This window comes from Stakelama flava, from assembly GCF_019351405.1.
In the GTDB taxonomy this organism is placed as follows: Bacteria; Pseudomonadota; Alphaproteobacteria; order Sphingomonadales; family Sphingomonadaceae; genus Sphingomonas; species Sphingomonas flava_A.
Genome location: NZ_JAHWZX010000004.1, coordinates 178683 through 202389, shown reverse-complemented (window position 1 = coordinate 202389; position 23707 = coordinate 178683). Strand labels below are relative to the sequence as shown.

The following is a 23707-nucleotide window of genomic DNA, read 5'->3' as shown; positions in this document are numbered from 1 at the left end:
GACAATGGCTGACTGTGCACCGCCCGATCCGGCACTTTGCGACGTTACACTGCGCGATGACGGGACGGTGCGGGGCCTCGATTCGGGCGCGATCCGGTCTTTTATCGGCATACCCTATGCCCAGCCTCCTATCGGAAGTCGCCGTTTCGCTTTACCGCAACCTCCTGAACCGACGTTTGTGGATGCGACCGATCATGTCGTGTGCGCGCCGCAGCGGATAAGCAAGGTTCCGGGACTCGACGTCATCCCGTTGATCGGCGACGGGCAGTCCCGGGATGGCGATTATCTGTCGCTCAATATCTGGACGCCGGGCGATGCGGCGGGGCGGCCGGTGATGGTCTTCATCCATGGCGGCGGCTTCGTACTCGGCGGCAAGGATGCGGCGGTGAGCGACGGCAGCAGCTTCGCCCGGTCCGGGGTGGTGTGTGTCGCCATCAACTATCGGTTGGGGGTGGAGGGTTTTCTGCCGATACCGGACGTCCCGACGAACCTGGGGCTGCGCGATATAATCGCCGCGCTCGCATGGGTGCGCGACAATATCGCGGCGTTCGGCGGCGATCCGTCCAATGTCACGATATTCGGGGAATCGGCGGGCGCCATGGCGATCGCCGATCTGGTCACCTCGCCACTCGCCAAGGGGCTGTTCCGCCGCGCGATCATTGAAAGCGGGCATGGCGCGATGGTCCGCGACATTCCTGTTGCAGAGCGACTGGTGAAAAAACTTGCCCGCATATTGAAAATAGCGCCCGACCGCGCAGGGTTCGAACAGACCGATACCAAAGCCTGCCTCGACGCGACCGAACGGGTTTCCAAACCCACCGCCCACATCGACCTGCGCGATGCGGCGGGGCATGAACCGGTATTCGGCATCAGCCGCTTTGTCCCGGTATTCGGCGACGATGTGTTGCCGTCAAAGCCGCTCGATGCGCTGCGGCGGGGGGCCGGTTCCGACATCGATATCCTGATTGGAACGAATGCAGAGGAAATGAACCTCTATTTCGTACCCACCGGCGTCAAACGGAAGATCGGTCGGCTGCTCGCCCGCTACGCGCTCGGCAAATCGCATCCGCACGCGGGCAAGGTGCTGAAGGCCTATGGCATGGGCCGGCGCGGCACACGTCCGGGCGAAGCGATGACCGCGGCGATGAGCGATCTCGTCTTTCGCTGGCCCGCGCGCCAATATGCGGCAGCGCATGAAGGACGGACGTGGATGTACGAATTCGACTGGCGCTCACCGGCGTTTGACGGCGAACTCGGCGCCGCGCACGCGATGGAACTGCCGTTTGTCTTTGACACACTCGCCACCGCGACCGGTAAGCAGGGGTTGGTGGGAGAAGATCCGCCACAGGCGCTTGCCGACCGCATGCATCGCATCTGGGTCAATTTCGCCACCGACAGCTCGCTTCCCTGGCAGCAGTTCGACGCCGCGACGCGGCAGGTGTATCAGATCAGCAGCGGCAAGACGGTGCATGAGCCGGTGATGCCCGCCGCGGATTTCCTTCCCCACTGACGGAGGCTCGTGCATGTTTCTGGAACGCTTCCGCCTTGACGGCCGAACCGCTTTCGTTACCGGCGGGGGGCAAGGCATCGGATTAAGCTGTGCGCAAGCGCTGGCGGAAGCCGGTGCCAAGGTAACGATCGCCGACCGTGACGAAGCACTTCTGGAAAGCACCATCACGTCGTTGAAGGCGAAAAATTACGATGCTGCCGGGGTGGTGCTCGACGTGACCGATTCCGATGCGGTCACCCGCGCCGCGGATCGCATGTGGTCGATAGAGGGACGGATCGACATCCTCATCAACAACGCAGGGATCGCGCGTAGCGAAACCAGCGCGGAGGATGTGTGCGACGAACATTGGCTGAACGTCCTGGACGTCAATCTGAACGGCACCTTCTGGTGCGCGCGCGCCTTTGGCCGGCACATGCTGCGGCAGGAATCGGGCGCGATCGTCAATATCGGATCGATGTCGGGGTTCATCGTCAATCGTCCGCAGCCGCAAAGCTATTACAATGCGTCGAAGGCCGCAGTGCACCAGCTTACCAAAAGCCTGGCGGCCGAATGGGCGCCGCGCGGCGTTCGCGTAAACGCGGTCGCGCCAACCTATATCGCCACCCCGCTCAACGCCTTCGCCGACAAGCAATCCGAAATGTACCGGCGCTGGATCGACGGCACGCCACAGGGCCGTCTGGGTGATCCCGATGAAGTGGCATCGGTTGTGCTGTTTCTGTCCTCCGACGCCGCCAGCCTGATGACGGGCAGCATCGTGCTGGCCGATGGCGGCTATAGCTGCTGGTGATCGCCCGGCCGTCCGGGCAATCGCCCCGCCCTTCCCATCGTCCGGCCGAATTCCGAGCATTGGATCAAAGCGCACACCGTCGGCGGATCGGACAAGCCATTGCCCCGATCTGCAAAGCGGCGGAGCTTTCATACAGGTGCGCTGTCAGATAGGTCCCCGGACAAAGGTGCCACGAGACACCGAATTCGAGGGGAACTGGATTATGGGCTTTAAGACTCTGCTTGCATGCGGCTGCACGGCCATCACGCTTATCCCGGCATCGGCCTATGCCCGGCAGGAGACGAAATCCGCACCTACCCCGGCAACCCAGGTGCCTCAGGCGGAAACGAAGGACATCGTCGTAACCGCGCGTCAGCGCGAAGAGTCGCTGCAGGATGTTCCGATTTCCGTGACCGCCGTTTCCGGCGACATGATCAAGGATCAGCAACTAACCACCGTCAAGGATGTTCAGGCGTTCACTCCGGGGTTGAACGTCAATTCGGACAGCGCCGGCCGCGCCTTCGTTTCGATTCGGGGCATCGGGACGACGCTGATCGACACGGTTCAGCCGGGTGTCGGCATTTTTATCGACGGCATCTATCAACCGAACACGACCTATCTCAACTCGCCGCTGGTCGATGTCGAACGCGTAGAGGTGCTGCGCGGACCGCAGGGGACATTGTTCGGCAACAACACCCTGGGCGGCGCGATCAACGTCATCACGAAGAAGCCGGGAAACGACTGGAAGGCACAGATCGACGGAGCCATGGCGTCCGGCGACAATTATGCATCGGTTTCCGCCAACATCACCGGCCCGATCGTCCGCGACAAGCTCGCCTTTCGCATCGGCGGCGCCTATCACACGCAGGACGGATTCCAGTACAATGTCCTGGCGAACGGCGATCAGAACCCGCTGGAAACCAAAAGCGCCCGCGCCACGCTGCTGTTCACGCCGTCCTCTGCGGCAACCATCACCGTTAACGGCAGCTATGACCGCGTTTTCGGCGGCGCGACGCCCTATTTCGTATCGGACGGACCGCGCGATTACAGCCTAGACGGGCAAACCAACAGCCTCAGTCTGATAACGATCGATTATTATGCCGCGAATATCAAAGGCGAATTCGATGTCGACGCTCTGAAGACCAAGATTACGGCGATCGGCGCGTACAATCAAAGCGATGCCGATTCCCATGGCGACGGCGATTTCAGCGCGATCGATTTTCTTCGCAACGTCAATCAACGCCACATCAAAACCCGCACCGGCGAATTGCGTTTCGATACGCAATGGAACGATGCTTTTTCGACGCTGATCGGCGCATATTATAACTATTCGACGAACGATCAGCGCACCGAACAGACGCTGGTTCCGCTGAACCTGACCGTGCCTTCGGTCGGACATACCACGAACAAGACCTATGCGCTGTTCGGCACCGCATTCCTCTCGCTCGGCACGCTCGACATCTCGCTGGGCCTGCGCTGGGACCATCAGAAGCTCGACGCGCAAACCACGACCGACCTTGCCACCTATAAGGCGGACGAGGTGCAACCGCGGCTTACCATCACCCAGCACTGGACACCGGACATCATGACCTATGCATCCGTCGCGCGTGGGACACGAGGCGGCGGCCAGAACGAACCCGACGCCCCCAACCTTATCTACAAGGGCGACAGCGTCTGGACGTATGAGATCGGCACGAAGGCCACTGCGCTCGACAATCGGCTGCAGGCCAGCATCGCGATATTCTATAACGACTATAAGGATTTCATCGGCCCGAATGCGCTTGCGCCCAGCACATCGGGCACAGGCTTCGTAGCGGTCAACCTCAACGCCGGGGATGCCGAAAGCTATGGGCTGGAAGGCGAACTCAACTTCGCCGTCACCCCGCAATGGCGTCTCTACGGCAACGCGACGCTGCTTCATGCCCGGGTCACCGACGCCAGCGAATTTCAGCAGACGACGGGCTATGCCTATCCTGGCGATCACATCGTCTTCGTGCCCGATTTAACCTACACGCTGGGCACGACCTATAAACAGCCGATCGACAACGACCAGTCGCTGGTATTCGACGCCAATGTCGTAGCGAAGGGGGAACGTACGGGCAGCTCGCTCGATGCAAGTTCCGTCCCCGTTCTCGAAGCCTATCGGCTGGTGAACGCCTCGCTCTCATATCGGACGAAACATTTCGATATCGCCGTTTTCGCGACCAACCTGTTTGATGAGAAATATATGGAATCCTATCTCGACGCGTCGCTTCTCGGTCGCGCAGGCGTGCCCGACGCGATCGTCAACAACCTGGCGTTGCAGGGCAATCGCCGCCGCGTCGGGCTGCGCGGCACCGTCCGGTTCTGATCGATGACCGACACGTCAGGGCACCGCAACAGCGTGACCGCTTCTCCCGCCTTTATCGACCGGTTGCGCGAACGTTTTGGCGACGATGCGCTGAACACCGGCGATGCCATCCGGCAACAACATGGTACCAGCGAGGCGTATTTTGCCGACGCGCTACCCGACGCAGTGCTTTTCGCACGATCGACCGGCGATGTCGCCGATCTGGTCAAGATGTGCGCTGCGCAAGGCGTGCCTGTCGTCGCGTTTGGCGCGGGAACCTCGATAGAGGGCAACGCCCTGCCCGTCCAGGGTGGCGTCAGCGTAGATTTGTCGCAAATGGATGCGATTCTTGCCGTCAATGCGGACGATTTCGACTGCACCGTTCAGGCCGGGGTGCGGCGGGAACAGCTTAACGAATATCTGCGCGACACCGGCCTTTTCTTTCCGATCGATCCCGGCGCGAACGCCACGATCGGCGGGATGGCATCGACCCGGGCCAGCGGCACCAACGCGGTCCGATATGGCACCATGCGCGAAGCGGTACTGGCGCTCACCATCGTCACGGCGGATGGCAAGGCCATCACCACTGCCCGCCGCGCCCGCAAATCAGCGGCAGGCTATGACCTCACCCGGCTGTTCGTCGGGTCGGAGGGAACGCTTGGCATCATTACCGAGGTGACACTTCGGCTCCACCCGATCCCGGAGACCATCTCCGCTGCTGTATGCGGGTTCGAAACCTTGCAGGGTGCGGTGGACACCGTGGTGCAGTCGATACAATGCGGCATCCCCCTTGCCCGGGTCGAAATTCTGGACGATCGGCAGATGGCGGCGGTGAACGCCTGGTCAAAACTCGACTATCCCGAAGTCACCACGCTCTTCTTCGAATTTCATGGCTCACCCGGCGGCGTTGCCGAACAGGTTGAAATCGTACGCGACCTGTCGAACGCGAATGGCGGAGGCGATTTTCAATGGTCCAATCTGCCCGAAGAGCGCGCAAAGCTGTGGCGCGCCCGGCATGAGGCCTATTATGCGGCGGTCAATGTCCGGCCCGGCGCGGTCGGCTGGGCCACCGATGTATGCGTGCCGATCAGCCGGCTTCCCGAATGCCTTGTGCAAACCAAGGCCGATCTCGAAAAGAGCAGCATTCCCGCAACGATCCTGGGCCATGTCGGCGACGGCAATTTCCATGTTGTATTCTCAATCGATCCAAACGCACCGGAAGAAATGGCCGAGGTGAAGGCGATCAACGAGCGCCTCGTCGCTCGCGCATTGGCGATGGAGGGGACCTGCACCGGCGAGCACGGTATCGGACTGGGAAAACAGGATGCGCTGATCGCGGAACTGGGCGAAGCGGTGGATGTCATGCGCCTGCTCAAACGAGCGCTCGATCCGCAGAACATCATGAATCCCGGAAAAATTTTCGCGCTGGATATGCAATGACCCCGCACCTGGATGGTCGGGGGAGCGCATTTCCGCCGAACACCGCGACCGAGCCGTTTCCCCCTGAACGCACTGGTTTCGTCCGTTCGCTATGGCCGCTGCTTATCCTCGCCTTCGCGATGATGGTTGGGTTCACGATGATGGGATCGTTCAGCACCGTTCAGGAAAGCGCCAAGGTCGAACTGGGCCTCAGCGATTATGCGCTGAGCCTGATTCAGGGCGTCGGTGCCGCGCTGCCGCTCGCGATCTTCTCGATTCCGATCGGCCTGATGGTGGACCGGTTCAATCGGGTCAGGCTGCTGTTCCTGCTCGCGCTTCTCTGGGTAGCTGGAACGCTGCTGACGGCATTCGCGCAGGGAACGGCGATGCTGTTCACTGCACGTATGCTGACCGGCATCGGCACCACCGGCGCGCTAACCGCCGCGCTTTCGATCGGTGCTGATGTCTGCACGGCGGAACGGCGCGGCCGTACGATGCTGATCGTGACGCTGGGCAAGATGCTCGGCACCGCTGCGGCGTTCGCGCTCGCCGGATGGCTTTTCGGCCTGTTCGCCACCGGTGCGCTGCCCCGATGGCTGGGCAGCAACTGGCGCGACGTTCATTTATCGCTGGCGATTCTGGCTGCGATTGGGATGCTTCCATTGCTTTTCCTGCGCGAACCCCAGCGCCATGAAAATGTGTCGAATGTTCACGCACCGATCCGCGTGGTTGCCAATGAATTATGGGCGCGCCGCCGCTTCCTGGGACCGTTGTTCGTCGGTCAGGTCAGCGTTGTGATGGCCGATGCCGCCGCCGGCATCTGGGCCGCGCCGGTTCTTTCGCGCACCTATGGCCTGACGCCCGATGCGTTCGCCGGATGGATGGGCGCGCTGATGTTCCTCACCGGTCTCATGGGATCGATCCTCGGCGGGATAGCCGCCGATTTCGGACAGAAAAGCGGCAGACGGGGCGGTATCCTGATCGGCGCAACAGTGGCGGCGGTGATCGGCATTCCCGCGGCCCTGTTTCCCATCGCGCCCGGCGTTCCGATGTTCGCGCTTGCGCTTGGACTGCTGGTGCTATGCGGCACGATTACCGGCCTGATCACCTCGGCAGCGCTTACGGTGCTTCTTCCCAACGAGCTTCGCGGCTTGTCGATCGGCGCCTTCATTGCCGTTGCAGGGCTGATCGGATTCGGGGTTGCGCCGACGTTGGTCGCGGCGATCAGCGACATGATGGGCGGCGAGGCGCAACTGGCCAAGGCACTCGCGCTGACCGGCACTGTCGTCAGCATCGTTTCCGCCTTCGCTTTCTGGCGCTCGATGCGCCACGCACCCTTATCGGCCACCGAAGCGCCTATCTGATAGCTATTGTGACACCTATCATAAAGCTGTAGTCCTCTTCGCACCGGAGAGAGTCATGAAAAAACGCAAACTCGTCGTTTCCCCCGAAATGCTGGCCTTTATCGGCCGTGGATCAGTATCGTTCGAGGATTGGCCGGAAGAACCCGTCATACTGGGTTTCGATGCACGCTGCACAGGAGGCACGGTGCATTTTGACCCGTCAGGCAGATTGAGCGCAGATCAGGGGGATCTGGTGTTCGTTGTCACCGCTGCCGCCTGTCGACGTATTTTCGGTTCGCTGTCCAGCACCCCCGGCATCTGGCACATGAGCGTCGCAATCCGCAAGCTGGTGGTTGAAATATGCCAATGCGACCTTCCCGGCGCATGGCGCGACACGCTGCAGCTCGCCAAATCGATCGAACTGCTTTCCGCCGTGTTCGCGGAATTTCAGGCAGGCACGCTGGTACCTGTCGAACCCGGCGCTGGTCTGTCCGAACTCGACACGCGAAGAATATTGGAAGCGCGCCGGATGATCGATCAAAACTGGCACGAAAAACTGACGCTGAACGGTATTTCGCGCGCGTGCGGCATCAATCGCAGCAAGCTGACCAGGGGGTTTCGCATGCTGTTCAACTGCACGGTCGCCGATGCGATCGCCGAAAAGCGGCTGACGGGCGCAAAGGCAATGCTGCTCGCGACCGACCTTCCCGTTTCTTCCGTCGGCTATCGCTGCGGCTATCTGAATAACGCCAGCTTCACGCGCGCATTTTCGCGCCGCTTCGGCGTTGCGCCGACACAGCTTCGTGCATGTTGGGTCGCGGCATGAAAGACCTTTCGACAAGCGGCGAAACCCGAGTCGAACATGCCGTTCGTTCCATCCGCGATTTCATCCGCGCCAGCCGGCTTCGGGTCGGTGACGAACTGCCCAGCGAAGCGCATTTCGCCACGCAACTGGGCGTCAGCCGCGCCGTCACGCGCGAGGCATTCGGCGCATTGGCGGCGCTGCGACTGATCGATGTGGGAAACGGCCGTCGCGCACGCGTTGGTGCGATCGATGGATCGGTCATGGGCGCGTCGCTTGATCATGCCGTAGTTACCGCGCAGGTGTCGATGGCGCAGATATGGGATGTCCGTCGCACGCTGGAGTTGCGCACCGTCGAACTCGCCGCGCTTCATCGAAGCGATCAGGATGCGAAGCTGATCCTGCAACTCGCCGACTGCATGGCGGAACAACATGCCGACCTTGAAGCGCTGACCCAGCACGATATCGCCTTTCATCAGGCGATCGCCCGTGCCAGCGGCAATGCGCTGTTCGTTCAGATCGTCCGGTCGTTTGAAGGGTTGATGCGAAACGCCGTTCCGGCGGCATGGCAGACGCGCACTACCGAAGACCAGCGCCAGTCGATGCTTCGCCAGCACCGCGAGATTGCGGGTGCGATCGCCGACAGCGATCCCGTTGCGGCGAGCGATACCATGAACACCCATTTCGACACGTCGATCGGCGACCTGTTCAAACGGCTGTAACCGCAAGCCGCATTAACCTGAATCCAGCGGTTTCCGACTCGGTGTCCCGTGACATCGCGGCAAACAAAAAAGCGGGGACGCCGCCATGTAGCGCCCCCGCTTTCGAACAGGTCTTATTCCGGATAGCCGGATTTAATTATCCGCGCTGAGCGAAATCGTGCCGTTCACCCCGTCCGGGAAAAATCCGCCACGGCTCACCGCCATCTGGTTCAGATAGGCGATATTGAGCACCTGACCGGTAGACCGGCTGAACGCCACCGCAGAATCGTCGGCGGGCACGATATTCGATGCATCATCCAGCATCGCAATCCCCTGATCGAGATCGCTGTCGCCGTCGAGGCTGTCGCGCGCGTCGGAAATGCTGGTGGTCGACGTGATCAGGGTCGGCATATCAATGCCCTTGCGATACAGCGTCGATCGGATCAGCCCGGCGTGATACGCCTCGGCCGCCAGAATTCCCGCCGCGGCTTCAAGCACCAGCTTGTCGGTGATGAGCGGCGATGCGCCCTTATAGGCGGTGACACCGACATCTTCGAATATGAACGCGCCGAGCAGAAAATTCTCGTCGTTTGCATACGGATCGAACGATTCGCCGTCTCCGATCAGACCGGCAGCGCGCGCGGCACTGGAAAACGAACCGTCCGGATCGGAACTGATGTCAATCGCGGGTTGCGCGACCGCTGTCGAACCGATGGCGTTGCGGATATATTCGACATGTGCTCGCTCATCCGCCGCGATTTCGCGGGCATAGGCTGCGACGACGGGATCGGTGAAGTTCACCTGACGACCGCCGGTTACCTCTCCCTGGGTACCGCTTCCCCCGAGAATATCCTGCGACAGACCCGATCCGGTAGCCGCATAGGCATAGAATTGCGCTTCGAGATATTCGAGGTTCAGCGCGAAGTTCAGAATGTCGCCGTCGGTCAGGGCCGGGGCGGTGGGCGTGGGCGTCGGTGTCGGCGCGGGACGGGCAATCGTGCCCTTCGGCCCGTCGTCGCACGCGGCGAGCAACGAAGCGCTGGCCGCTACTGCACCGGTGGTTCCTGCGATTTTAATGAATTTACGACGGTCCGCGCGGCGTTCTTCCCGGCGCGCAAGAACCTCGAGTATCAGATCATGCTGGTTCATCTTGGTATCTCCCTGCGGGAATTAGGAATTTTGCGCGCTCATGTTCAGCGTGCCGTTGACGCCCTGCGGAAAGAAGCCGCCGCCGGTTGCCGCCGCCGCGTTCAGGTACACGATGTTCAAAACCTGATCATAGGAGCGGCTATAAGCGATGCCGTTCGAATCGAGCGGCGCGATGTTGCTGGTCAGCGAACTGCCGCTTCCCGCCGGGGCAATGCCCTGATCCAGATCGGTATCACCGTCCAGGCTGTCGCGCGCGTCGGAGATTGCCTCGGTGGCGCTGATCAGGCTGGGCGCGTCGATGCCCTTTGCATACAGCGTCGAACGGATCATCGCCGCGTGATACGCCTCGACCGCCAGAATGCCGGCCGCCGCCTCAAGGAACGTCTTGTCGCTCACCAGCGGTGACGCGCCCTTATAGGCAGTCACGCCGACATCCTCGAAAATGAACGCGGCAAGGAGGAAGTTTTCGTCGTTCGCATAGGGATCGAACGATTCGCCTTCACCGATCAGGCCGGCAGCGCGCGCCGCGGTTGAAAAGGCGCCATCGGGATCGGTCCCGATATCGATCGCCGGTTGCGCGACCGCAGAGGAGCCCAGCGCATCGCGCAAGAACGCGACGTGCGCACGTTCGTCGGCGGCGATTTCACGCGCAAACTGAGCGACAGCGGGATCGGTGAATGTGACCTGACGCGCGCCGGTGGCCGAACCCGCCGTTCCGGACCCGTCGAGCAGGCTCGAAGAAAGACCGGAGCCGGTCGCGGCATACGCATAGAATTGCGCTTCGAGATATTCGAGGTTCAATGCGAAGTTGAGAACGTCGGCGTCGCTTGGCGTCGACTGCGCATGGGCAGGATTGGTTTTGGCGGTAAGCGCGAAACCACCTGCGAGCGCTGACGCGGTCCCGAACGCGCGGAAGAAATTCCGCCGCTCTTCCCTGCGCTTGGCACGGGTTTCCAGCGCCTCCATCATATCGGTCGTGTCGTCCATGTAATGCCTCCCTGTCAAAACGGGCCAGACATTTGAACTACCACAAAGTTTTCGCTGTTCCCTTTGCTAAGTATTTGGGTACGCTGGCGTACACAGCGCATCCGATCGGACAGAAGGGTCGTACCTATTATGCGGTGCTCTGCGCTGATACTATCGGGGGGGGGGACAACATGGCCATGATCGATCCGTGGCGTGAACTAAGGGGAAATCATCTTCTGGCGTCGTTGAACGCACATGATGCAAGGCTGATTGCGTCACGGTTGAAACGAACCCGGTGGGACGGCGGCGAAAGGATCGACCATGACGATCCGCGTTTCGACTATGCCTGCTTCCCCGAAACGCTGGTCGCCTGCATGGCTGTTGCTTCCCAAGGACGCGAGAGCGGATTTCTGGGCATGGTCGGGAATGAGGGGATGTTCGGCTGGCAACTGCCGGGCGCGGCGCGATCGAGCAAACAGTATATCACCATTGTCGCGCCCGGCACCGCGCTGACGATATCCGGCCGCGATCTGCAATCGCTGTGCAATGCCGCTCCCACGCTGGCGCAATCGTTGTTCCGCTATGTCGATATGTTTCTGGACCAGTTGCAACGCACGATGCTTTCGCATTTCTGCGACCCGCCTTCTGCCCGCCTTGCCCGCTGGCTTCTGCTGCTGCACGATCGGATAGAAGGGGATGATATCGAGATCACGCACGATCAACTCGCCTCGGCGCTTCATGTCCGCCGCGCCACGATTACCGACTGCCTGCACATCATCGAAGGCGAACTTGCCCTTGAATGCAACCGCGGGCGCATTCGCGTTCGCAATAGACAGTTGCTGGAGAAGCATGCAAGCAACGGCTATGGCGATGCGGAACGGGCCGACTGCGCTCCGGCAATGCATCTCGACGCTTGATCCGGCGTCGCCAGGGGGGAATGATCGGCGTGGCTGGAACGCGTATATGGTGAGCGATCGTACGAGCAGCGATCACCTTATCGCTGAACTCGATCATATCGGCACAGGCGACCGGGAGGCGCTTCGTCGTCTGTATGAAGCCACGTCCGCAAGATTGTTCGGCATCTGCGTCCATATTCTGAAGGATCGCGAACTGGCCGAAGACGCGCTGCAGGAGGTGTATCTTAAAATCTGGAACCGCGCGGGAAGATATGATCGCAATCGCGCCAGCCCGCTGACCTGGCTTTCCGTGATCGCGCGCAATACCTCGCTCGATTTGCATCGCGGCGTCCTTCGTCAACCGGCGGGAAGCGCTGACGCGATCGGCGCCCTTGTCGATACCGATCGCATCGCCGATATCGCGATGGAGGAAAAACAGCAGCATGACCGGCTGTTCGAATGTCTCGATGAATTACCCCAGGCGGAAAATGCCGCGATCGCTGCCGCCTTTCTGGACGGGTGTACGCACAGCGAACTGGCTTCGCGCCAGTCCGTTGCGCTCGGCACCATGAAAAGCTGGATCCGGCGCGGGCTTATCCGCCTGAGAAAGTGTTTGGGCGATGACTGAACCGGATTGGAATAGCGATGAATTCGACGTTCTCGCCGGAGAACTGGCGATCGGCGTTCTGGAAGGCGATGCGCGGGCCGAGGCGCTTCGCCTGCAACTGTCCGATGCGCGTTTCGCCGAACGCGTCGAAGCGTGGCAGTTGCGGCTTGGCCCGCTGCTCAGCCGCATTCCCGAAACCCCTGCCCCCGCCAGCCTCTGGCCTGCGATCGAACGTCGCCTGTCCGATCAGACCGAGCAGCGCCCGGTGTCCACGCTTCGGCGCTGGCAGGCAGCGACATTTGTCACCGGCGCTGCGGCCGCACTGTTCGCGGGACTGTTTTTCGTCCGACCATCGCCGGAACCGGTGATCGTCACGCGTGACGTTCCCAGGCCCGTCCTGGTGCAGGCGGCGACTGCCCGGCTGGGCAAGGCCGATAGCGGCCCCAGCTTCGCCGCGCGCTACGACCCGCTGGCCGACCGGCTGCGGATCGAGGCCGATGGGGTGAATGCGGGCGAGCGCGTACCTCAACTATGGGTGATCCCGGCGGACGGCACGCCACGCTCGCTTGGCCTGATATCGGGTTCCGGGTCGTCGCAAGTGGCGGTTCCGCCCGCGCTGCGCGCCTATCTGCGCCCCGGATCGTCGCTGGCGGTCTCATTGGAAAACACGCAGGGCGCACCGCATACCGCGCCCGAAGGCGAAATTATCGCGACGGGGACGATCTTTGAAATCTGAAGCAGGCGTCAGCCGCGCGAGCCCTGGCCCAGCGCGGTTTTCATCAGCGCCTGGCTCTTGCGATACAGGCTCGTCATCGTCGCGAAGTCGGCCTGAACTTCTCCCATTTTAAGGAGCTGGTCCTCAAGCGTGACGTTGTTGCCGTCGGGCTTCGTCTCGCTGGTCGCGGCATCAAGGACGATGTTGCTGCCGCCCAGCGACGGGTTGGCCCCCAGCGCTGTCATGGCCGAAGTCAGCGCCACGCGCGGCCGCGCGACGCGCGCCCCGCCCCCGGTCTGAACCAGATCGGAAAAATCGGGCGCGTCTACTTCGCGCGCCTTGTAAGCCGGGGTTTCGCTGTTGGCGACATTTTCGGCGATCACGCGCTGCCGGTCGGACAGAAAATGCATTCGCTTGCCGATGCCGGCGATCAGGTCGGTCATGGTCAGAATCCCGTGAATAGCGAGGTGGAGGATGTGCTTGTGCTGCTCAACCGGTCGAGCGCCGCCTGATAATTGGCGAGCATCGCCTGTTCGCGCGCGGTCCCGGCGCTGCTTGCCGGAGTGCCGTTGACAAGCGTGGCCTTCAGATCGTCCCAGTATAGCGAGCGATAGCTGGTCTGCGAGATCGACAGCGCATTGTTGATCTTTGAAAGGGCGGCGGCGGCGTCCTTCATCGTCGATATCGACAATGAAAGGTCGAGGCCAAGACCATAGCTGCCACCGGGTCGAACCTTGGGCGCGTCTTCATCGACCTTGTCATACCCCGACACGCGCGCGGCGGGCAGGCCGAGTTTTTCCAAAGCGTCGCGACCGTCAGGGCCGGAAACGAATTCGATGTCGATCCCCGCCTTGGGCGAAATCGCAAGCGATGCCCCGCCATCGGGATCGCGCGGCGTGGTGACCAGCGCTTTCGATCCGGCGATCTTGCGTATCCGGTCGGCGAGCGTCTGCAGCGTGTCGTCGGCGGTAATGGTAATGGTGCGCAGCGCGCCGCCATCCACGCGCATCTGGAACGAATCCCCGGCGCGAAGACTGGTCGACGCGGTCAGGCTGAGCGATCCCGCCGGCGTCAGTTCGCCGCGGCCGAAGCCGAGGTCGCTGACACGGTTGTTTCCACCCGAAGAAATGGCGAGCCGCACCGGTTCGGTGCGCTGGCCCGGCTGGCCGAACTGGGTGATCTGACCGATCGCGCCGGTGGTAGCATCCAGCCGCGCGACGAAGCCGTCGACCGCCCCGCCTTTCGCATCGCCCAGCACGCCGTTGGTCCGCCCGCCGACATACAGGGTGTCGCCTGAAAAGACGAGGCTGTCGACCTGATCGCTGGCGTCGCTCGCCAGATAGGTGACAGCAAGTCCGCTACCGTCCGCCGCCATCCGGGCGACGAAACCGTCGCGCGAAGACACCGTGCTGTTGACCTGCGTTCCCGGAAGTGCGGCAAGCGTCGTTCCCCCGATCGCAATATTGCCCGATGCATCGACCGCGATCGCGCGTGCGTCGGACGTACCAAGGTCGATGCGCGACACCTCAGCCGAAAGATCGGCGGTATCGAGGAAACGCAGCGAGGATTGCGCCCCTTCCCGCGTCAGCGCCAGCAACTTGCCGTCACTGCCCATGGCAAGCGATGCGATGGTTTCGCTTCCCCCCGCGTCATAGGCATGGCGTTCGCGCAGGCGCCCTTCCGAATCCAGCTTCGCGATAAACGCGTCGCCGCCATTGGGCGAGGATTGTCCGCCGACATAGATCGAGCCGTCGGGCGCGGCGAGCACGCTGGTCGCGGTGTCGGTCCCGACCGCGCGGACGAGCGTCGAGAATTTTTCGTTTCCGTCCGTATCGAACCGCGCGACCAGCATATCGCCGTCGCTGTCCGCGCCGTCGAACTTGCCGCTCACATTACCGGCCAGCACGACATCGCCATTGGCGGCGATCGACAGCGCCGCACCGCTTGCGCTTTCGGCCGCGCCCAGGCTGTGCTGCCAGACGACGTTGCCCAGGCTGTCCATCTTGGTCAGGTACAGATCCTGTTCGCCCGCCGCGCGCTGCGAGCCCAGATCGCCGGCGGCGGTGCCAAGGACATATCCGAAGCCGTCGGCATCGGTCGCCACGGCGTCCGCGGTCGTCTTCACTGCCAGATCGGGGTCCAGCCGATCATGCGCGGCGATGGTAGCCAGCGTCTTGCGGCTCATCTCGCCTGTCGGATCGTCGATTCGCATGACCCGCGCAGCGGTTGCGGTTTCCAGCCCGGTTATCCCCGTCGCGACCAGAACGGCATCAGGAGCATCGATCTGATCGATCGAAATGCTTTCATAGGATTGGCGGTTCGCCTCCAGCGCCCAGCCATCCTCGGTCTTGCGCGGTTCGAACGAAACCTTCCATTTCGGTTCGGCGCTGCCGTCATCCTGCAACACGACATCGCCATTGGCGTCGCGATAGGGAATTGCCGAAATCGCCTGATTGATGAGCGTCGCGACGCTGTCGAGCGTCGGTGGTCCGTTCAGATTGCTCAGATCGACGGTGACGCTGTCGCTTCGGCTGCCCTGTGCAAGCTGGATGCGGAAACGCTCCGTGCCCGTCAGCCCGCTCATCACATCATCGCGATTCTCGGTGACCGCCTTGCCGGTAATGCTGGTGGAGTAGCTGGTAAGGCCCGGTTCGACCGCGGTGGTTTGCGCACGGCGCACCGGCTTGTCGAAAGCCAAGGTAAGCTTGTCACTGGGCGCGGTGGAGAGGTAGCTTTGAAGGTCGCTCAACCCCTGGGTGAAGGTCTTGTTCAGCGCCTCGCGCGTTGCGGCGCCCGCACCGGGCTTCACCGCGGCTTCGGCAAGCAGGCGCAGCCGGTCGAGCGCTTTCCAGGTGGTAAACGATGTCTGGACGTCGTCGGGCAGCGTACGCGTTCCCGTTTCCGGCTTGTCGATCAGCGTGCGCATGCGCTGAATGGCCGAAAGCTGCGCCGCGGCGGACGTGGTTGCGGTCGCCAGCTTCCATGGCGGCGTCGTTTCGGGAAGCGTGAACTGCGCCTTCGCTTCGCGCACAGCCCGCGTCTCGATGGTGCTCGCGGTGCTTGCGGCATAGGACGAGAAAAGGCTCGCGTCCCCGCCCAGCAAACTCAATCCTGCAAGCCCCGAGGCAATATCCATCATTCCACCTCCACGCGACCGGCCATCCGATCGTGCCTCCATAATAGACGGGCACGCACGGGTTCCGACGCACCACGCCGGGAAAAACCCGTAGTCAGGGGAAAAATACGATTATGGTCATGACTCAGCTCGCCGAGCCGCCCGAACTCAAACGCTTCAACCCGCGTCAGCGCGCCGCTGCGCTGATGCTGGTGCTGGGCCAGAAATATGGCGGCCCGATCTGGGACCAACTTTCGGTCGAGGAGATGAAGGAGCTGTCCAGTTCGATGGCGCTGCTGGGCCGCGTTCCCGCCCCCGTGGTCGAGCATCTGCTCGTACAGTTTTCGAGCGACATCGCCGCAATGGAAACCTGTCACGGATCGTTTGAATCAACCGAACGCCTGCTTGCCGGGATCATGCCCGCGGACAAGGTGAAGGAGATCATGGAGGATATCCGTGGCCCGTCCGGTCGCACCATGTGGGACAAGCTTTCCAATGTCAGCGAAGGCGTTCTGGCAGGATATCTGAAAAACGAATATCCGCAGACGATCGCGGTGATCCTGTCAAAGCTGAAATCGGATCACGCCGCCCGCGTGCTGGGCGTGTTACCGCGCGAAATATCGGTCGACGTGGTGCAGCGGATGCTGCGCATGGATACGGTTCAGAAGGAAGTTCTGACCCAGGTCGAAGCGACGCTGAAAACCGAATTCATGGCAAACTTCGCGCGCGCGCAGCGCCGCGATCCGCACGAAACCATGGCTGAGATTTTCAACGCCATGGACCGGTCGACCGAAGAAACCATGCTCGACGCGCTGGACAAGAAAGCGCCCGATTCGGCCGAACGCATCCGCGAACTGATGTTCACCTTCGAGGATCTGGCCAATCTGATGCCGATCGCCATAGGCGTCATCGCTCGCCAGGCCGACAAGCGTCAGATGGCGCTGGCGCTGAAGGGCGCGCCCGAGGAGATCAAGACGCTGTTCTTCTCCACCATGACCGAACGTTCGGCGAAGCTGCTGCGCGAGGACATGGCGGGCATGGGACCGGTGCGCGCACGCGATTGCGAAGAGGCGCAGGGCGAACTGGTGCGCCTTGCCAAAATGCTCGCGGATACCGGCGAGATCGTTCTCGTCGATCCGAAGAGCGACGATACGATGATCATGTAAGGAGCGCGCTTTCGTGGATATGTCCTTTCAGACCCGCCCCTTCGCCTTCGATCGCGTCTTCGTGGACATGCCTGCCGCGCGCGAGGCGGGCATATCGGATTCGATGGCGATCGAAATCGAAACGCTTCGAACCGAACTGGAACAACTGCGCGAGGACCATCATGCCGAACTGGCCCGTGCCCGTGTGGACGGGTTCGAAGCCGGGCTGACCCAGGCGCGCAACGAGCGCGAGGCGGCGCTGTTGTCTGCGGTCGACGCGATTCAGGCGGACCTTGAAAGCATCGGCGGTTCGCTGGACACGACGTGCAGCGAACTCACGCGCGATGCGGCCGAACTGGCGCTTGCCGCCGCCGGGCACATCGCCGGGCGCGCGCTTGCCGAACATCCCGCCAATGCGATCGACGATGCGATCGGCCGGGCGCTGGCGCAGGTCGCACGCGGCACCGAATTGCTGATCCGCGTGCATCCCGACCTGGAAAGCGACATCACCGAACGCATTACGAAGCGTCAGGCGGCGGATCGCCGCCGGCTGAACCTGCATGTCGCGCCCGATCCCGATCTGGCACCGGGCGACGCGCGTATCGAATGGGACGAGGGCGGCCTGCTGGTCGATCGCGCAGCGCGCGAAGCCGCCGTTCGCGAAGAGCTGGAAGGCCTGTTGGCCGCGCGTCGCGAAGACTGATTTTTCTGCGCCGCCCCGCATATCGAACGGGGCGGCAAATTTTTCCTACCCGGCAAAACCTGCCCCTCCGGCACCCTTCTATAGTTCGATCAAAGGGACGCCGAGCGCGCTCCCGCAATCGAAACGGGGATCGTGATCTTGGAGCAGCTACGCAATCTTGTCGCCCAGCTGGGGCCCAAGCGGCTGATGATCATGGGGGGCGTGGCCGCAGCGTTGCTGCTTGCGCTCGCCTTCGTCGCACTGCGCGGCGAGAACACCACCATGGGATTTCTCTACACCGATCTTGATCCCTCGGCGGCTGCATCGATCAGCGAGAAGCTGAAAGCGCAGAACACACCGTTCGAGATCACCGCCGACGGCACCGCGATCATGGCGCCCGAAGACAAGCTGGCCGAACTTCGCATGGCGATGGCCGGCGAACGGCTGGGCGGCAAGATCGGCTATGAGGTGCTTGACGAAGAACAGCCCTTCGGCGTTTCGTCCAGCCGGGCGAAGCTCAATGAAACCCGCGCGATCGAAGGCGAACTGACCAAATCGATTCAGAGTCTGGATCAGGTTTCGGGCGCGCGTGTCCATCTGGTCATGCCCGAACGCGCCATGTTCGCGGCCGAAGCCCGCCCCGCCACGGCATCGGTCACCGTGAAGACGCGCGGCCGCCTGCCCGCCGAAACGGTGAAGGCGATCCGCTACCTCGTTGCCTCCGCCGTGCCCGAACTGTCGCCGGAATCGGTTTCGATCGTCGATCAAAGCGGCGCCCTGCTCGCCCGGGCAGGCGATTCGGGTGCGGGCGGCAGCAGCGACGCCGACGAACGCCAGCTTCAGGTCGAACACAAGCTGCGCGATCAGGTCGTCGCCCTGCTCGAACCGATTGTCGGTCAGGGCAAGGTGCGCGCCGAAGTCGCCGCACAGATCGACCGCGACCGCACGCGTGAGGAAAAAAGCGCCTATGACCCCGATCTTCAGGTGATCGCGCGGCAGGTGACGGTTGAAAGCGACGATCAGAACAACGAACAACAGGCATCGGATACGGTCAGCGTCGGCAACGAACTTCCCGAAGCGCAGGGCCAGCCGGCAGCTCCTGGTGATACGAGCCAGTCAGCGCGCAAGGAAACGTCGGAAGACACCACCTTCGCCAATTCGATGACCCGCAGCGTGGTAGATCGCAACCCCGGACAGGTCACGCGGCTCAGCGTCGCGGTGATGGTTGATGGCGGCGAAAAGGGCATGCCCGAAGCGCGCATCCAGCGGCTTACCCGCCTGGTCGAAAACGCGGTCGGCATGGACCCCGAACGCGGCGACAGCGTGGTGATCGAAAGCATGCCGTTCACCGCGCCCGACGATCTGGCCGACAGCAAAGACGCATGGTGGGACCTGCTCAACAGCGATCAGGTTACCGGACTTGTCAAACTGCTGATCGTCGCCGCGGTGGGGCTGATCGCGCTTCGCATGATCAAACCGCGCTTCGGAGCGCAGGATGAAGCAAAGCCGCAGGAAAATACCGCCCTGCTTTCCGAAGAAGAACAGGCCGAGATGCTGAAGCTTGCCGATCAGGCGGCGGAGGGCGACCCCGAAGCGCTGGAACAGCTTGAGGCGCGCCAGTCGGCCGACGTTCCGATGCTCGACCACGATGTCGCGCTTGCCCAGATTGACGGTCGGGTCAAGGCGTCGGCGATCAAGCGGATCGGCGATCTGGTTTCCAACAACCCGCCCGAAGCGACGGCCGTACTTCGGCAATGGATGAACGCATGATGGAGAGTCCCATGGACATGGCAACCGACGCCAATCCCGAACCCGATACCGAAACCCAGGCCGAAGATCCCATGGCGATGGTCGCGAGCGACATTCCGGCGTTCGAGGAGTTCGGCGAACCGTCCTCGAACACCGCTACCGACGCGCCAACCGCGCTTGCCGCCGTGCATGACGTTCCGGTGAAGGTGCAGGCGGTGCTCGGCCGCGCGAAAATGCCGGTCGGCAATCTGCTTCACCTGCGCTCCGGCATGGTGGTCGAACTCGACCGGCGGGTCGGCGAACCGGTCGACGTCTTCGTCAACAACCGGCTGGTCGCGCGCGGCGAAGTCGTCATGATCGATCAGGCGCTCGGCGTAACGTTGACCGAAATCGTTCGGCCGGATCGCTGATATGGATTGCACTATCGTCAGGATGCTGCTGGTCGGGCCGGCCGGCGGACCTTTTCGCGAAGCGGCCCAGATCGCACGCGACGCAGGCGCTCAGGTCGAACTCGCCGATACGCCGGGCGAAGCGCTGAAAATCTTGCGTGAACGTGGATCGGGAATGGTGATGATCGACGTTGAAACCGATGTACCGGCCTTTCTGGCCGATCTAACCGAGGAGCGCTTCGCGGTTCCGGTGCTGGCCTGCGGCATCGACGCCCCTGCCGAACGCGCGGTCGCCGCGATCCGGGCGGGCGCGGCTGATTATATCCCCCTGCCCCCGGATCGCGAACTGATTGCCGCCGCGATCCGACAGATCGCCGCGCTTCCCGAACAGACGCTGACCGGCGAGGATCAGGCGTTCGCAAGGGCGCTTTCCTTTGCCCGAGCGATGGGACCCTCGCACGCGCCGATCCTGATTTCGGGCGAACGCGGCACCGGCAAGCAGAGCGTGGCGCATGCCGTTCATGCCGCGAGCGGCGGCAATTGTTTCCATACCATCGAATGCAATGGGGTAGCGCCCGACATCCTGTCTTCCGAACTGTTCGGCCATGACGAAGGGGAGTTTCCCGGTGCGAGAGCAACGCGTCGGGGGGCGTTCACCACCGCGCGCGGGGGCACGCTGTTCTTGCGCGATATCGACCATCTGCCCGGCGCGTTGCAGCATCGGGTGCTCGATGCGATCGACGAAGCGGGGGCGCCGCGCCTGATCGCCAGCAATTCGCGCGAACTTGGCGCATTGGTGGAGGCGGGTCGTTTTCGCGCCGATCTTCTCGCGCGGTTTGCGCTTGCCAGCATCACCATTCCGCCGCTGCGCGATCGCGGAAACGACATGTCGCTGCTCGCCGGGAATTTTCTGGCCCGCTTCGCCGCGATGGAGGGCCGGCCAGTGCCGCGCCTTTCACCGGAAGCGCTGTCGCTGATCCAAAGCTATGACTGGCCAGGCAATGTCGCAGAGCTTCAGGAGGCGATGCATCGCGCAGTGCTGCTTGCCGATACCGGGCAGGTCGATGGCGACGCCATCGTGCTCGCCGACGGATCGCGCATCCGTTCGGCGGTAGCCGACGCGCCCGAAGCCACGGTGGAAGCGCTGGTCGGCAGGACAGTGGAAGAAGTCGAACGCGCGTTGATCCTGCAGACGCTGGAGCGGTGCAACGGCAACCGCACCTCCGCTTCGCAAATTCTGGGCATTTCGGTTCGCACGATGCGCAACAAGCTGAAGGCGTTCGTCGAAGCCGGCATCTCCACCATTCCGGCGGCATGATTTCATGGAAAAGCTGACCCAAATCCTCGGCCGCATCGGCGACAATCGCGACATGGCGCTCGCGATCGGCGTGGTCGGCATCATCGCGATGCTGATCCTGCCGATGCCGGCATGGATGCTGGACCTTGGCCTTGCGCTCTCGATCACCTTTTCGGTGATGATCCTGATGACGGCGCTGTTCATCGAAAAACCGCTTCAGCTTTCCGCCTTTCCGACCATCCTGCTGGTCGCCACGATGCTCCGGCTCGGCCTCAACCTCGCTTCGACCCGGCTGATCCTGGGACATGGCCATGAAGGGCCGGAAGCGGCGGGCGGCGTCATCGGTGCGTTCGGCGAGTTCTTGATCGGTGGCGAAACCGTCATCGGCCTCACCATCTTCGCGATTCTGGTGGTCATCAACTTCGTCGTCATCACCAAGGGCGCGGGGCGTATCGCCGAAGTCGCGGCGCGCTTCAGCCTCGATTCGATGCCGGGCAAGCAGATGGCGATCGACGCCGATCTGTCGGCGGGCATGATCAACGAGGAACAGGCGCGCGCTCGTCGTCAGGAAGTGGAGGCCGAAAGCGGCTTTTACGGCGCGATGGACGGTGCGTCCAAATTCGTGAAGGGCGATGCGATCGCCGGACTGCTCATCACCGCGATCAACGTCATAGTCGGGCTGATCATGGGCGTCGCCATTCACGGGGTCCCCTTTGGCCAGGCATTTCAAAGCTATACGCTGCTAACCGTCGGCGATGGCCTGGTAAGCCAGATCCCTGCGCTGATCGTTTCGACCGCGGCTGGCCTGCTCGTTTCCAAGGGTGCGGTTGCCGGCAAGGCGGGAACCGCACTCGGCGAACAGCTTTTCCGTTTCCCCAAGGCGTTCGGCATGGTCGCGGTGCTGATGGGCGCGCTGGCGCTGATGCCTGGCCTGCCCTTCATCCCCTTCGCCGCCTTTGCTGGCGCGTCGGGCTATGCCGCGTGGAAGATTTCGCGCGTCAACGCCGAGAAAACCCAGCGTGAGGCGCGCGCCGCCGAAACCGCCGAGGCGGAAGCGGCAGCGAGCGCGGAAGAACCGATTTCGCGCACCCTCGCCATCGACGCGGTGCGGATCGAAATCGGCTATGGCCTGCTGCCTATCATCAACGATTCGAGCCGCGAGCCGCGCCTGGACGATCAGGTTCGCGCGCTCCGGAGGCAAATGGCGACCGAATACGGCTTCGTCCTGCCCTCGGTACGAATTCTCGACAACATGGCGCTGAAGGCCAACGAATATATCATCTCGATCAAGGAGACGGAGGCTGCGCGCGGCGAAATCCGCCTCGACCGGCTGATGGTCATCAATCCCGGCGGCGGACCAGTAGGCATACCCGGCGAAGACACGCGCGAACCGGTGTTCAACCTGCCCGCGCTGTGGATCGACCGCGAATTGCGCGAGGAAGCGGGCTTTCGCGGCCTGACCGTTGTCGATGCCGGTACGATCATCACCACGCACCTTACCGAGCTGGTGAAGGAAAATATCGCCGACATGCTTAGCTATACCGAGGTGCAGAAGCTGTTGAACGAGGTGCACACCGACTCGTCGAAGCTGGTCGCAGACATCATCCCGTCGCGCATCTCGATCTCCGGCGTTCAGCGCATCCTGCAAAACCTGCTCGCCGAAGGAGTATCGATCCGCGACATTCCGACGATCCTGGAAGGGATTGCCGAAGCGTCCCCGATCACGCAGAACCTGACCCAGATCACCGAACATGTCCGTGCCCGGCTCGCCCGCCAGATTTCGGCGCAGCAGGCGCGCGAGGGATCGATCCCCATCGTCACCCTCTCGCCCGAATGGGACACCGCTTTTGCCGAAAGCATCGTCGGTCAGGGCGACGAACGGCAACTCGCCATGGCGCCATCCGCGCTTCAGGGCTTTATCGCGGCGGTGCGCGATACCTATGACCGGCTGGCGGGCGACGGTGAAATCCCGTGTCTGCTGACCAATCCCACGATCCGGCCGTTCGTCCGCTCGGTGATCGAGCGCGTCCGGCCCGCGACGGTCGTATTGTCGCAAAACGAAATTCACGCCCGTGCCCGCGTCCGCGCGCTCGGATCGATAGGATGAGACGCGCGACCGGATGGAGC

20 protein-coding genes are annotated in these 23707 nt (G+C 62.5%); 16 read left to right on the top strand and 4 right to left on the bottom strand.

The annotated features are described in order from the left end of the window. Positions 1 to 4 precede the first annotated feature (4 nt). From KY084_RS06290 to KY084_RS06260, 7 genes are all read left to right on the top strand, one after another. Complete coding sequence (locus KY084_RS06290) at positions 5 to 1510, top strand: carboxylesterase/lipase family protein (RefSeq protein WP_219237586.1); 1506 nt, start codon at positions 5 to 7, stop codon at positions 1508 to 1510. Positions 1511 to 1523: 13 nt separating this feature from the next. Then, the gene (locus tag KY084_RS06285) at positions 1524 to 2297 is read left to right on the top strand and encodes an SDR family NAD(P)-dependent oxidoreductase (protein WP_219237585.1); all 774 of its coding nucleotides are present in this window, start codon (positions 1524 to 1526) and stop codon (positions 2295 to 2297) included. Positions 2298 to 2499: 202 nt separating this feature from the next. Next, entirely contained in the window at positions 2500 to 4626 is a 2127-nt protein-coding gene (locus KY084_RS06280; protein WP_219237584.1) for a TonB-dependent receptor, read from the top strand. A gap of 3 nt (positions 4627 to 4629) precedes the next feature. Then, complete coding sequence (locus KY084_RS06275) at positions 4630 to 6045, top strand: FAD-binding oxidoreductase (protein ID WP_219237583.1); 1416 nt, start codon at positions 4630 to 4632, stop codon at positions 6043 to 6045. Further along, the gene (locus KY084_RS06270) at positions 6042 to 7388 is read left to right on the top strand and encodes an MFS transporter (RefSeq protein WP_219237582.1); all 1347 of its coding nucleotides are present in this window, start codon (positions 6042 to 6044) and stop codon (positions 7386 to 7388) included. The genes KY084_RS06275 and KY084_RS06270 overlap by 4 nt, the downstream gene beginning before the upstream one ends. A 55-nt stretch (positions 7389 to 7443) precedes the next feature. Beyond that, the gene (locus tag KY084_RS06265; protein ID WP_246586928.1) at positions 7444 to 8193 is read left to right on the top strand and encodes a helix-turn-helix domain-containing protein; all 750 of its coding nucleotides are present in this window, start codon (positions 7444 to 7446) and stop codon (positions 8191 to 8193) included. After that, entirely contained in the window at positions 8190 to 8891 is a 702-nt protein-coding gene (locus KY084_RS06260) for a FadR/GntR family transcriptional regulator (protein WP_219237581.1), read from the top strand. Before KY084_RS06265 ends, KY084_RS06260 begins: the two co-directional genes overlap by 4 nt. 132 nt (positions 8892 to 9023) lie before the next feature. Here the strand turns inward: KY084_RS06260 and KY084_RS06255 are convergent, their stop codons facing one another. Both KY084_RS06255 and KY084_RS06250 read right to left on the bottom strand, forming a co-directional pair. Continuing rightward, positions 9024 to 10019, bottom strand: coding sequence for a ferritin-like domain-containing protein (locus tag KY084_RS06255; protein WP_219237580.1), 996 nt, complete (start codon positions 10017 to 10019; stop codon positions 9024 to 9026). A gap of 21 nt (positions 10020 to 10040) precedes the next feature. Then, positions 10041 to 11006 (bottom strand): ferritin-like domain-containing protein, encoded by a 966-nt coding sequence (locus tag KY084_RS06250; protein WP_219237579.1) that lies wholly within the window; start codon positions 11004 to 11006, stop codon positions 10041 to 10043. Between the two features lie 170 nt (positions 11007 to 11176). Between KY084_RS06250 and KY084_RS06245 the strand changes: the two genes are divergently transcribed. The 3 genes from KY084_RS06245 to KY084_RS06235 are packed head-to-tail and all read left to right on the top strand — an operon-like array spanning position 11177 to position 13224. Then, positions 11177 to 11902, top strand: coding sequence for a Crp/Fnr family transcriptional regulator (locus KY084_RS06245; RefSeq protein ID WP_219237578.1), 726 nt, complete (start codon positions 11177 to 11179; stop codon positions 11900 to 11902). Between the two features lie 46 nt (positions 11903 to 11948). After that, on the top strand, positions 11949 to 12509 hold the full coding sequence (locus KY084_RS06240; RefSeq protein ID WP_219237577.1) for a sigma-70 family RNA polymerase sigma factor: 561 nt from the start codon (positions 11949 to 11951) through the stop codon (positions 12507 to 12509). Further along, positions 12502 to 13224, top strand: coding sequence for an anti-sigma factor (locus tag KY084_RS06235; RefSeq protein WP_219237576.1), 723 nt, complete (start codon positions 12502 to 12504; stop codon positions 13222 to 13224). Before KY084_RS06240 ends, KY084_RS06235 begins: the two co-directional genes overlap by 8 nt. 8 nt (positions 13225 to 13232) lie before the next feature. Here the strand turns inward: KY084_RS06235 and KY084_RS06230 are convergent, their stop codons facing one another. After that, positions 13233 to 13646 carry a flagellar biosynthesis protein FlgB gene (locus KY084_RS06230; protein ID WP_219237575.1) on the bottom strand — a complete coding sequence of 138 codons (414 nt, stop codon included), beginning with the start codon at positions 13644 to 13646 and terminating at the stop codon, positions 13233 to 13235. 2 nt (positions 13647 to 13648) lie between these two features. Beyond that, complete coding sequence (locus KY084_RS06225) at positions 13649 to 16342, bottom strand: NHL repeat-containing protein (RefSeq protein WP_246586927.1); 2694 nt, start codon at positions 16340 to 16342, stop codon at positions 13649 to 13651. 110 nt (positions 16343 to 16452) lie between these two features. On the opposite strand from KY084_RS06225, the gene KY084_RS06220 reads away from it, so the two are divergent. The 6 genes from KY084_RS06220 (at position 16453) to flhA (ending at position 23687) form a co-directional block, all read left to right on the top strand. Continuing rightward, positions 16453 to 17484, top strand: a complete 1032-nt coding sequence (locus KY084_RS06220) for a flagellar motor switch protein FliG (protein WP_219237574.1) — start codon at positions 16453 to 16455, stop codon at positions 17482 to 17484. A 19-nt stretch (positions 17485 to 17503) separates the two neighbouring features. Beyond that, positions 17504 to 18166 (top strand): FliH/SctL family protein, encoded by a 663-nt coding sequence (locus tag KY084_RS06215; protein ID WP_219237684.1) that lies wholly within the window; start codon positions 17504 to 17506, stop codon positions 18164 to 18166. Between the two features lie 138 nt (positions 18167 to 18304). Then, a complete protein-coding gene (gene fliF, locus KY084_RS06210) occupies positions 18305 to 19915 on the top strand; it encodes a flagellar basal-body MS-ring/collar protein FliF (RefSeq protein WP_246586952.1) in 1611 nt (536 codons plus the stop codon). 11 nt (positions 19916 to 19926) lie between these two features. Next, on the top strand, positions 19927 to 20304 hold the full coding sequence (gene fliN, locus KY084_RS06205) for a flagellar motor switch protein FliN (protein WP_246586926.1): 378 nt from the start codon (positions 19927 to 19929) through the stop codon (positions 20302 to 20304). Position 20305: 1 nt separating this feature from the next. Next, positions 20306 to 21601, top strand: coding sequence for a sigma-54-dependent transcriptional regulator (locus tag KY084_RS06200; protein WP_219237573.1), 1296 nt, complete (start codon positions 20306 to 20308; stop codon positions 21599 to 21601). A gap of 4 nt (positions 21602 to 21605) precedes the next feature. Beyond that, positions 21606 to 23687, top strand: a complete 2082-nt coding sequence (gene flhA / locus KY084_RS06195; protein ID WP_219237572.1) for a flagellar biosynthesis protein FlhA — start codon at positions 21606 to 21608, stop codon at positions 23685 to 23687. Positions 23688 to 23707: the final 20 nt, after the last annotated feature.

Bases quoted from the DNA above. Each gene is read 5' to 3' on its own strand.
- KY084_RS06220 (WP_219237574.1), top strand. From the start codon at position 16,453: ATGGTCATGACTCAGCTCGCCGAGCCGCCCGAACTCAAACGCTTCAAC.
- KY084_RS06235 (WP_219237576.1), top strand. From the start codon at position 12,502: ATGACTGAACCGGATTGGAATAGCGATGAATTCGACGTTCTCGCCGGA.
- KY084_RS06240 (WP_219237577.1), top strand. From the start codon at position 11,949: ATGGTGAGCGATCGTACGAGCAGCGATCACCTTATCGCTGAACTCGAT.
- KY084_RS06270 (WP_219237582.1), top strand. From the start codon at position 6,042: ATGACCCCGCACCTGGATGGTCGGGGGAGCGCATTTCCGCCGAACACC.
- KY084_RS06265 (WP_246586928.1), top strand. From the start codon at position 7,444: ATGAAAAAACGCAAACTCGTCGTTTCCCCCGAAATGCTGGCCTTTATC.
- KY084_RS06215 (WP_219237684.1), top strand. From the start codon at position 17,504: ATGTCCTTTCAGACCCGCCCCTTCGCCTTCGATCGCGTCTTCGTGGAC.
- KY084_RS06290 (WP_219237586.1), top strand. From the start codon at position 5: ATGGCTGACTGTGCACCGCCCGATCCGGCACTTTGCGACGTTACACTG.
- KY084_RS06285 (WP_219237585.1), top strand. From the start codon at position 1,524: ATGTTTCTGGAACGCTTCCGCCTTGACGGCCGAACCGCTTTCGTTACC.
- KY084_RS06225 (WP_246586927.1), bottom strand. From the start codon at position 16,342: ATGATGGATATTGCCTCGGGGCTTGCAGGATTGAGTTTGCTGGGCGGG.
- KY084_RS06250 (WP_219237579.1), bottom strand. From the start codon at position 11,006: ATGGACGACACGACCGATATGATGGAGGCGCTGGAAACCCGTGCCAAG.
- KY084_RS06280 (WP_219237584.1), top strand. From the start codon at position 2,500: ATGGGCTTTAAGACTCTGCTTGCATGCGGCTGCACGGCCATCACGCTT.
- KY084_RS06255 (WP_219237580.1), bottom strand. From the start codon at position 10,019: ATGAACCAGCATGATCTGATACTCGAGGTTCTTGCGCGCCGGGAAGAA.
- KY084_RS06200 (WP_219237573.1), top strand. From the start codon at position 20,306: ATGGATTGCACTATCGTCAGGATGCTGCTGGTCGGGCCGGCCGGCGGA.
- KY084_RS06260 (WP_219237581.1), top strand. From the start codon at position 8,190: ATGAAAGACCTTTCGACAAGCGGCGAAACCCGAGTCGAACATGCCGTT.
- KY084_RS06275 (WP_219237583.1), top strand. From the start codon at position 4,630: ATGACCGACACGTCAGGGCACCGCAACAGCGTGACCGCTTCTCCCGCC.
- fliN (WP_246586926.1), top strand. From the start codon at position 19,927: ATGGACATGGCAACCGACGCCAATCCCGAACCCGATACCGAAACCCAG.
- KY084_RS06230 (WP_219237575.1), bottom strand. From the start codon at position 13,646: ATGACCGACCTGATCGCCGGCATCGGCAAGCGAATGCATTTTCTGTCC.
- flhA (WP_219237572.1), top strand. From the start codon at position 21,606: ATGGAAAAGCTGACCCAAATCCTCGGCCGCATCGGCGACAATCGCGAC.
- KY084_RS06245 (WP_219237578.1), top strand. From the start codon at position 11,177: ATGGCCATGATCGATCCGTGGCGTGAACTAAGGGGAAATCATCTTCTG.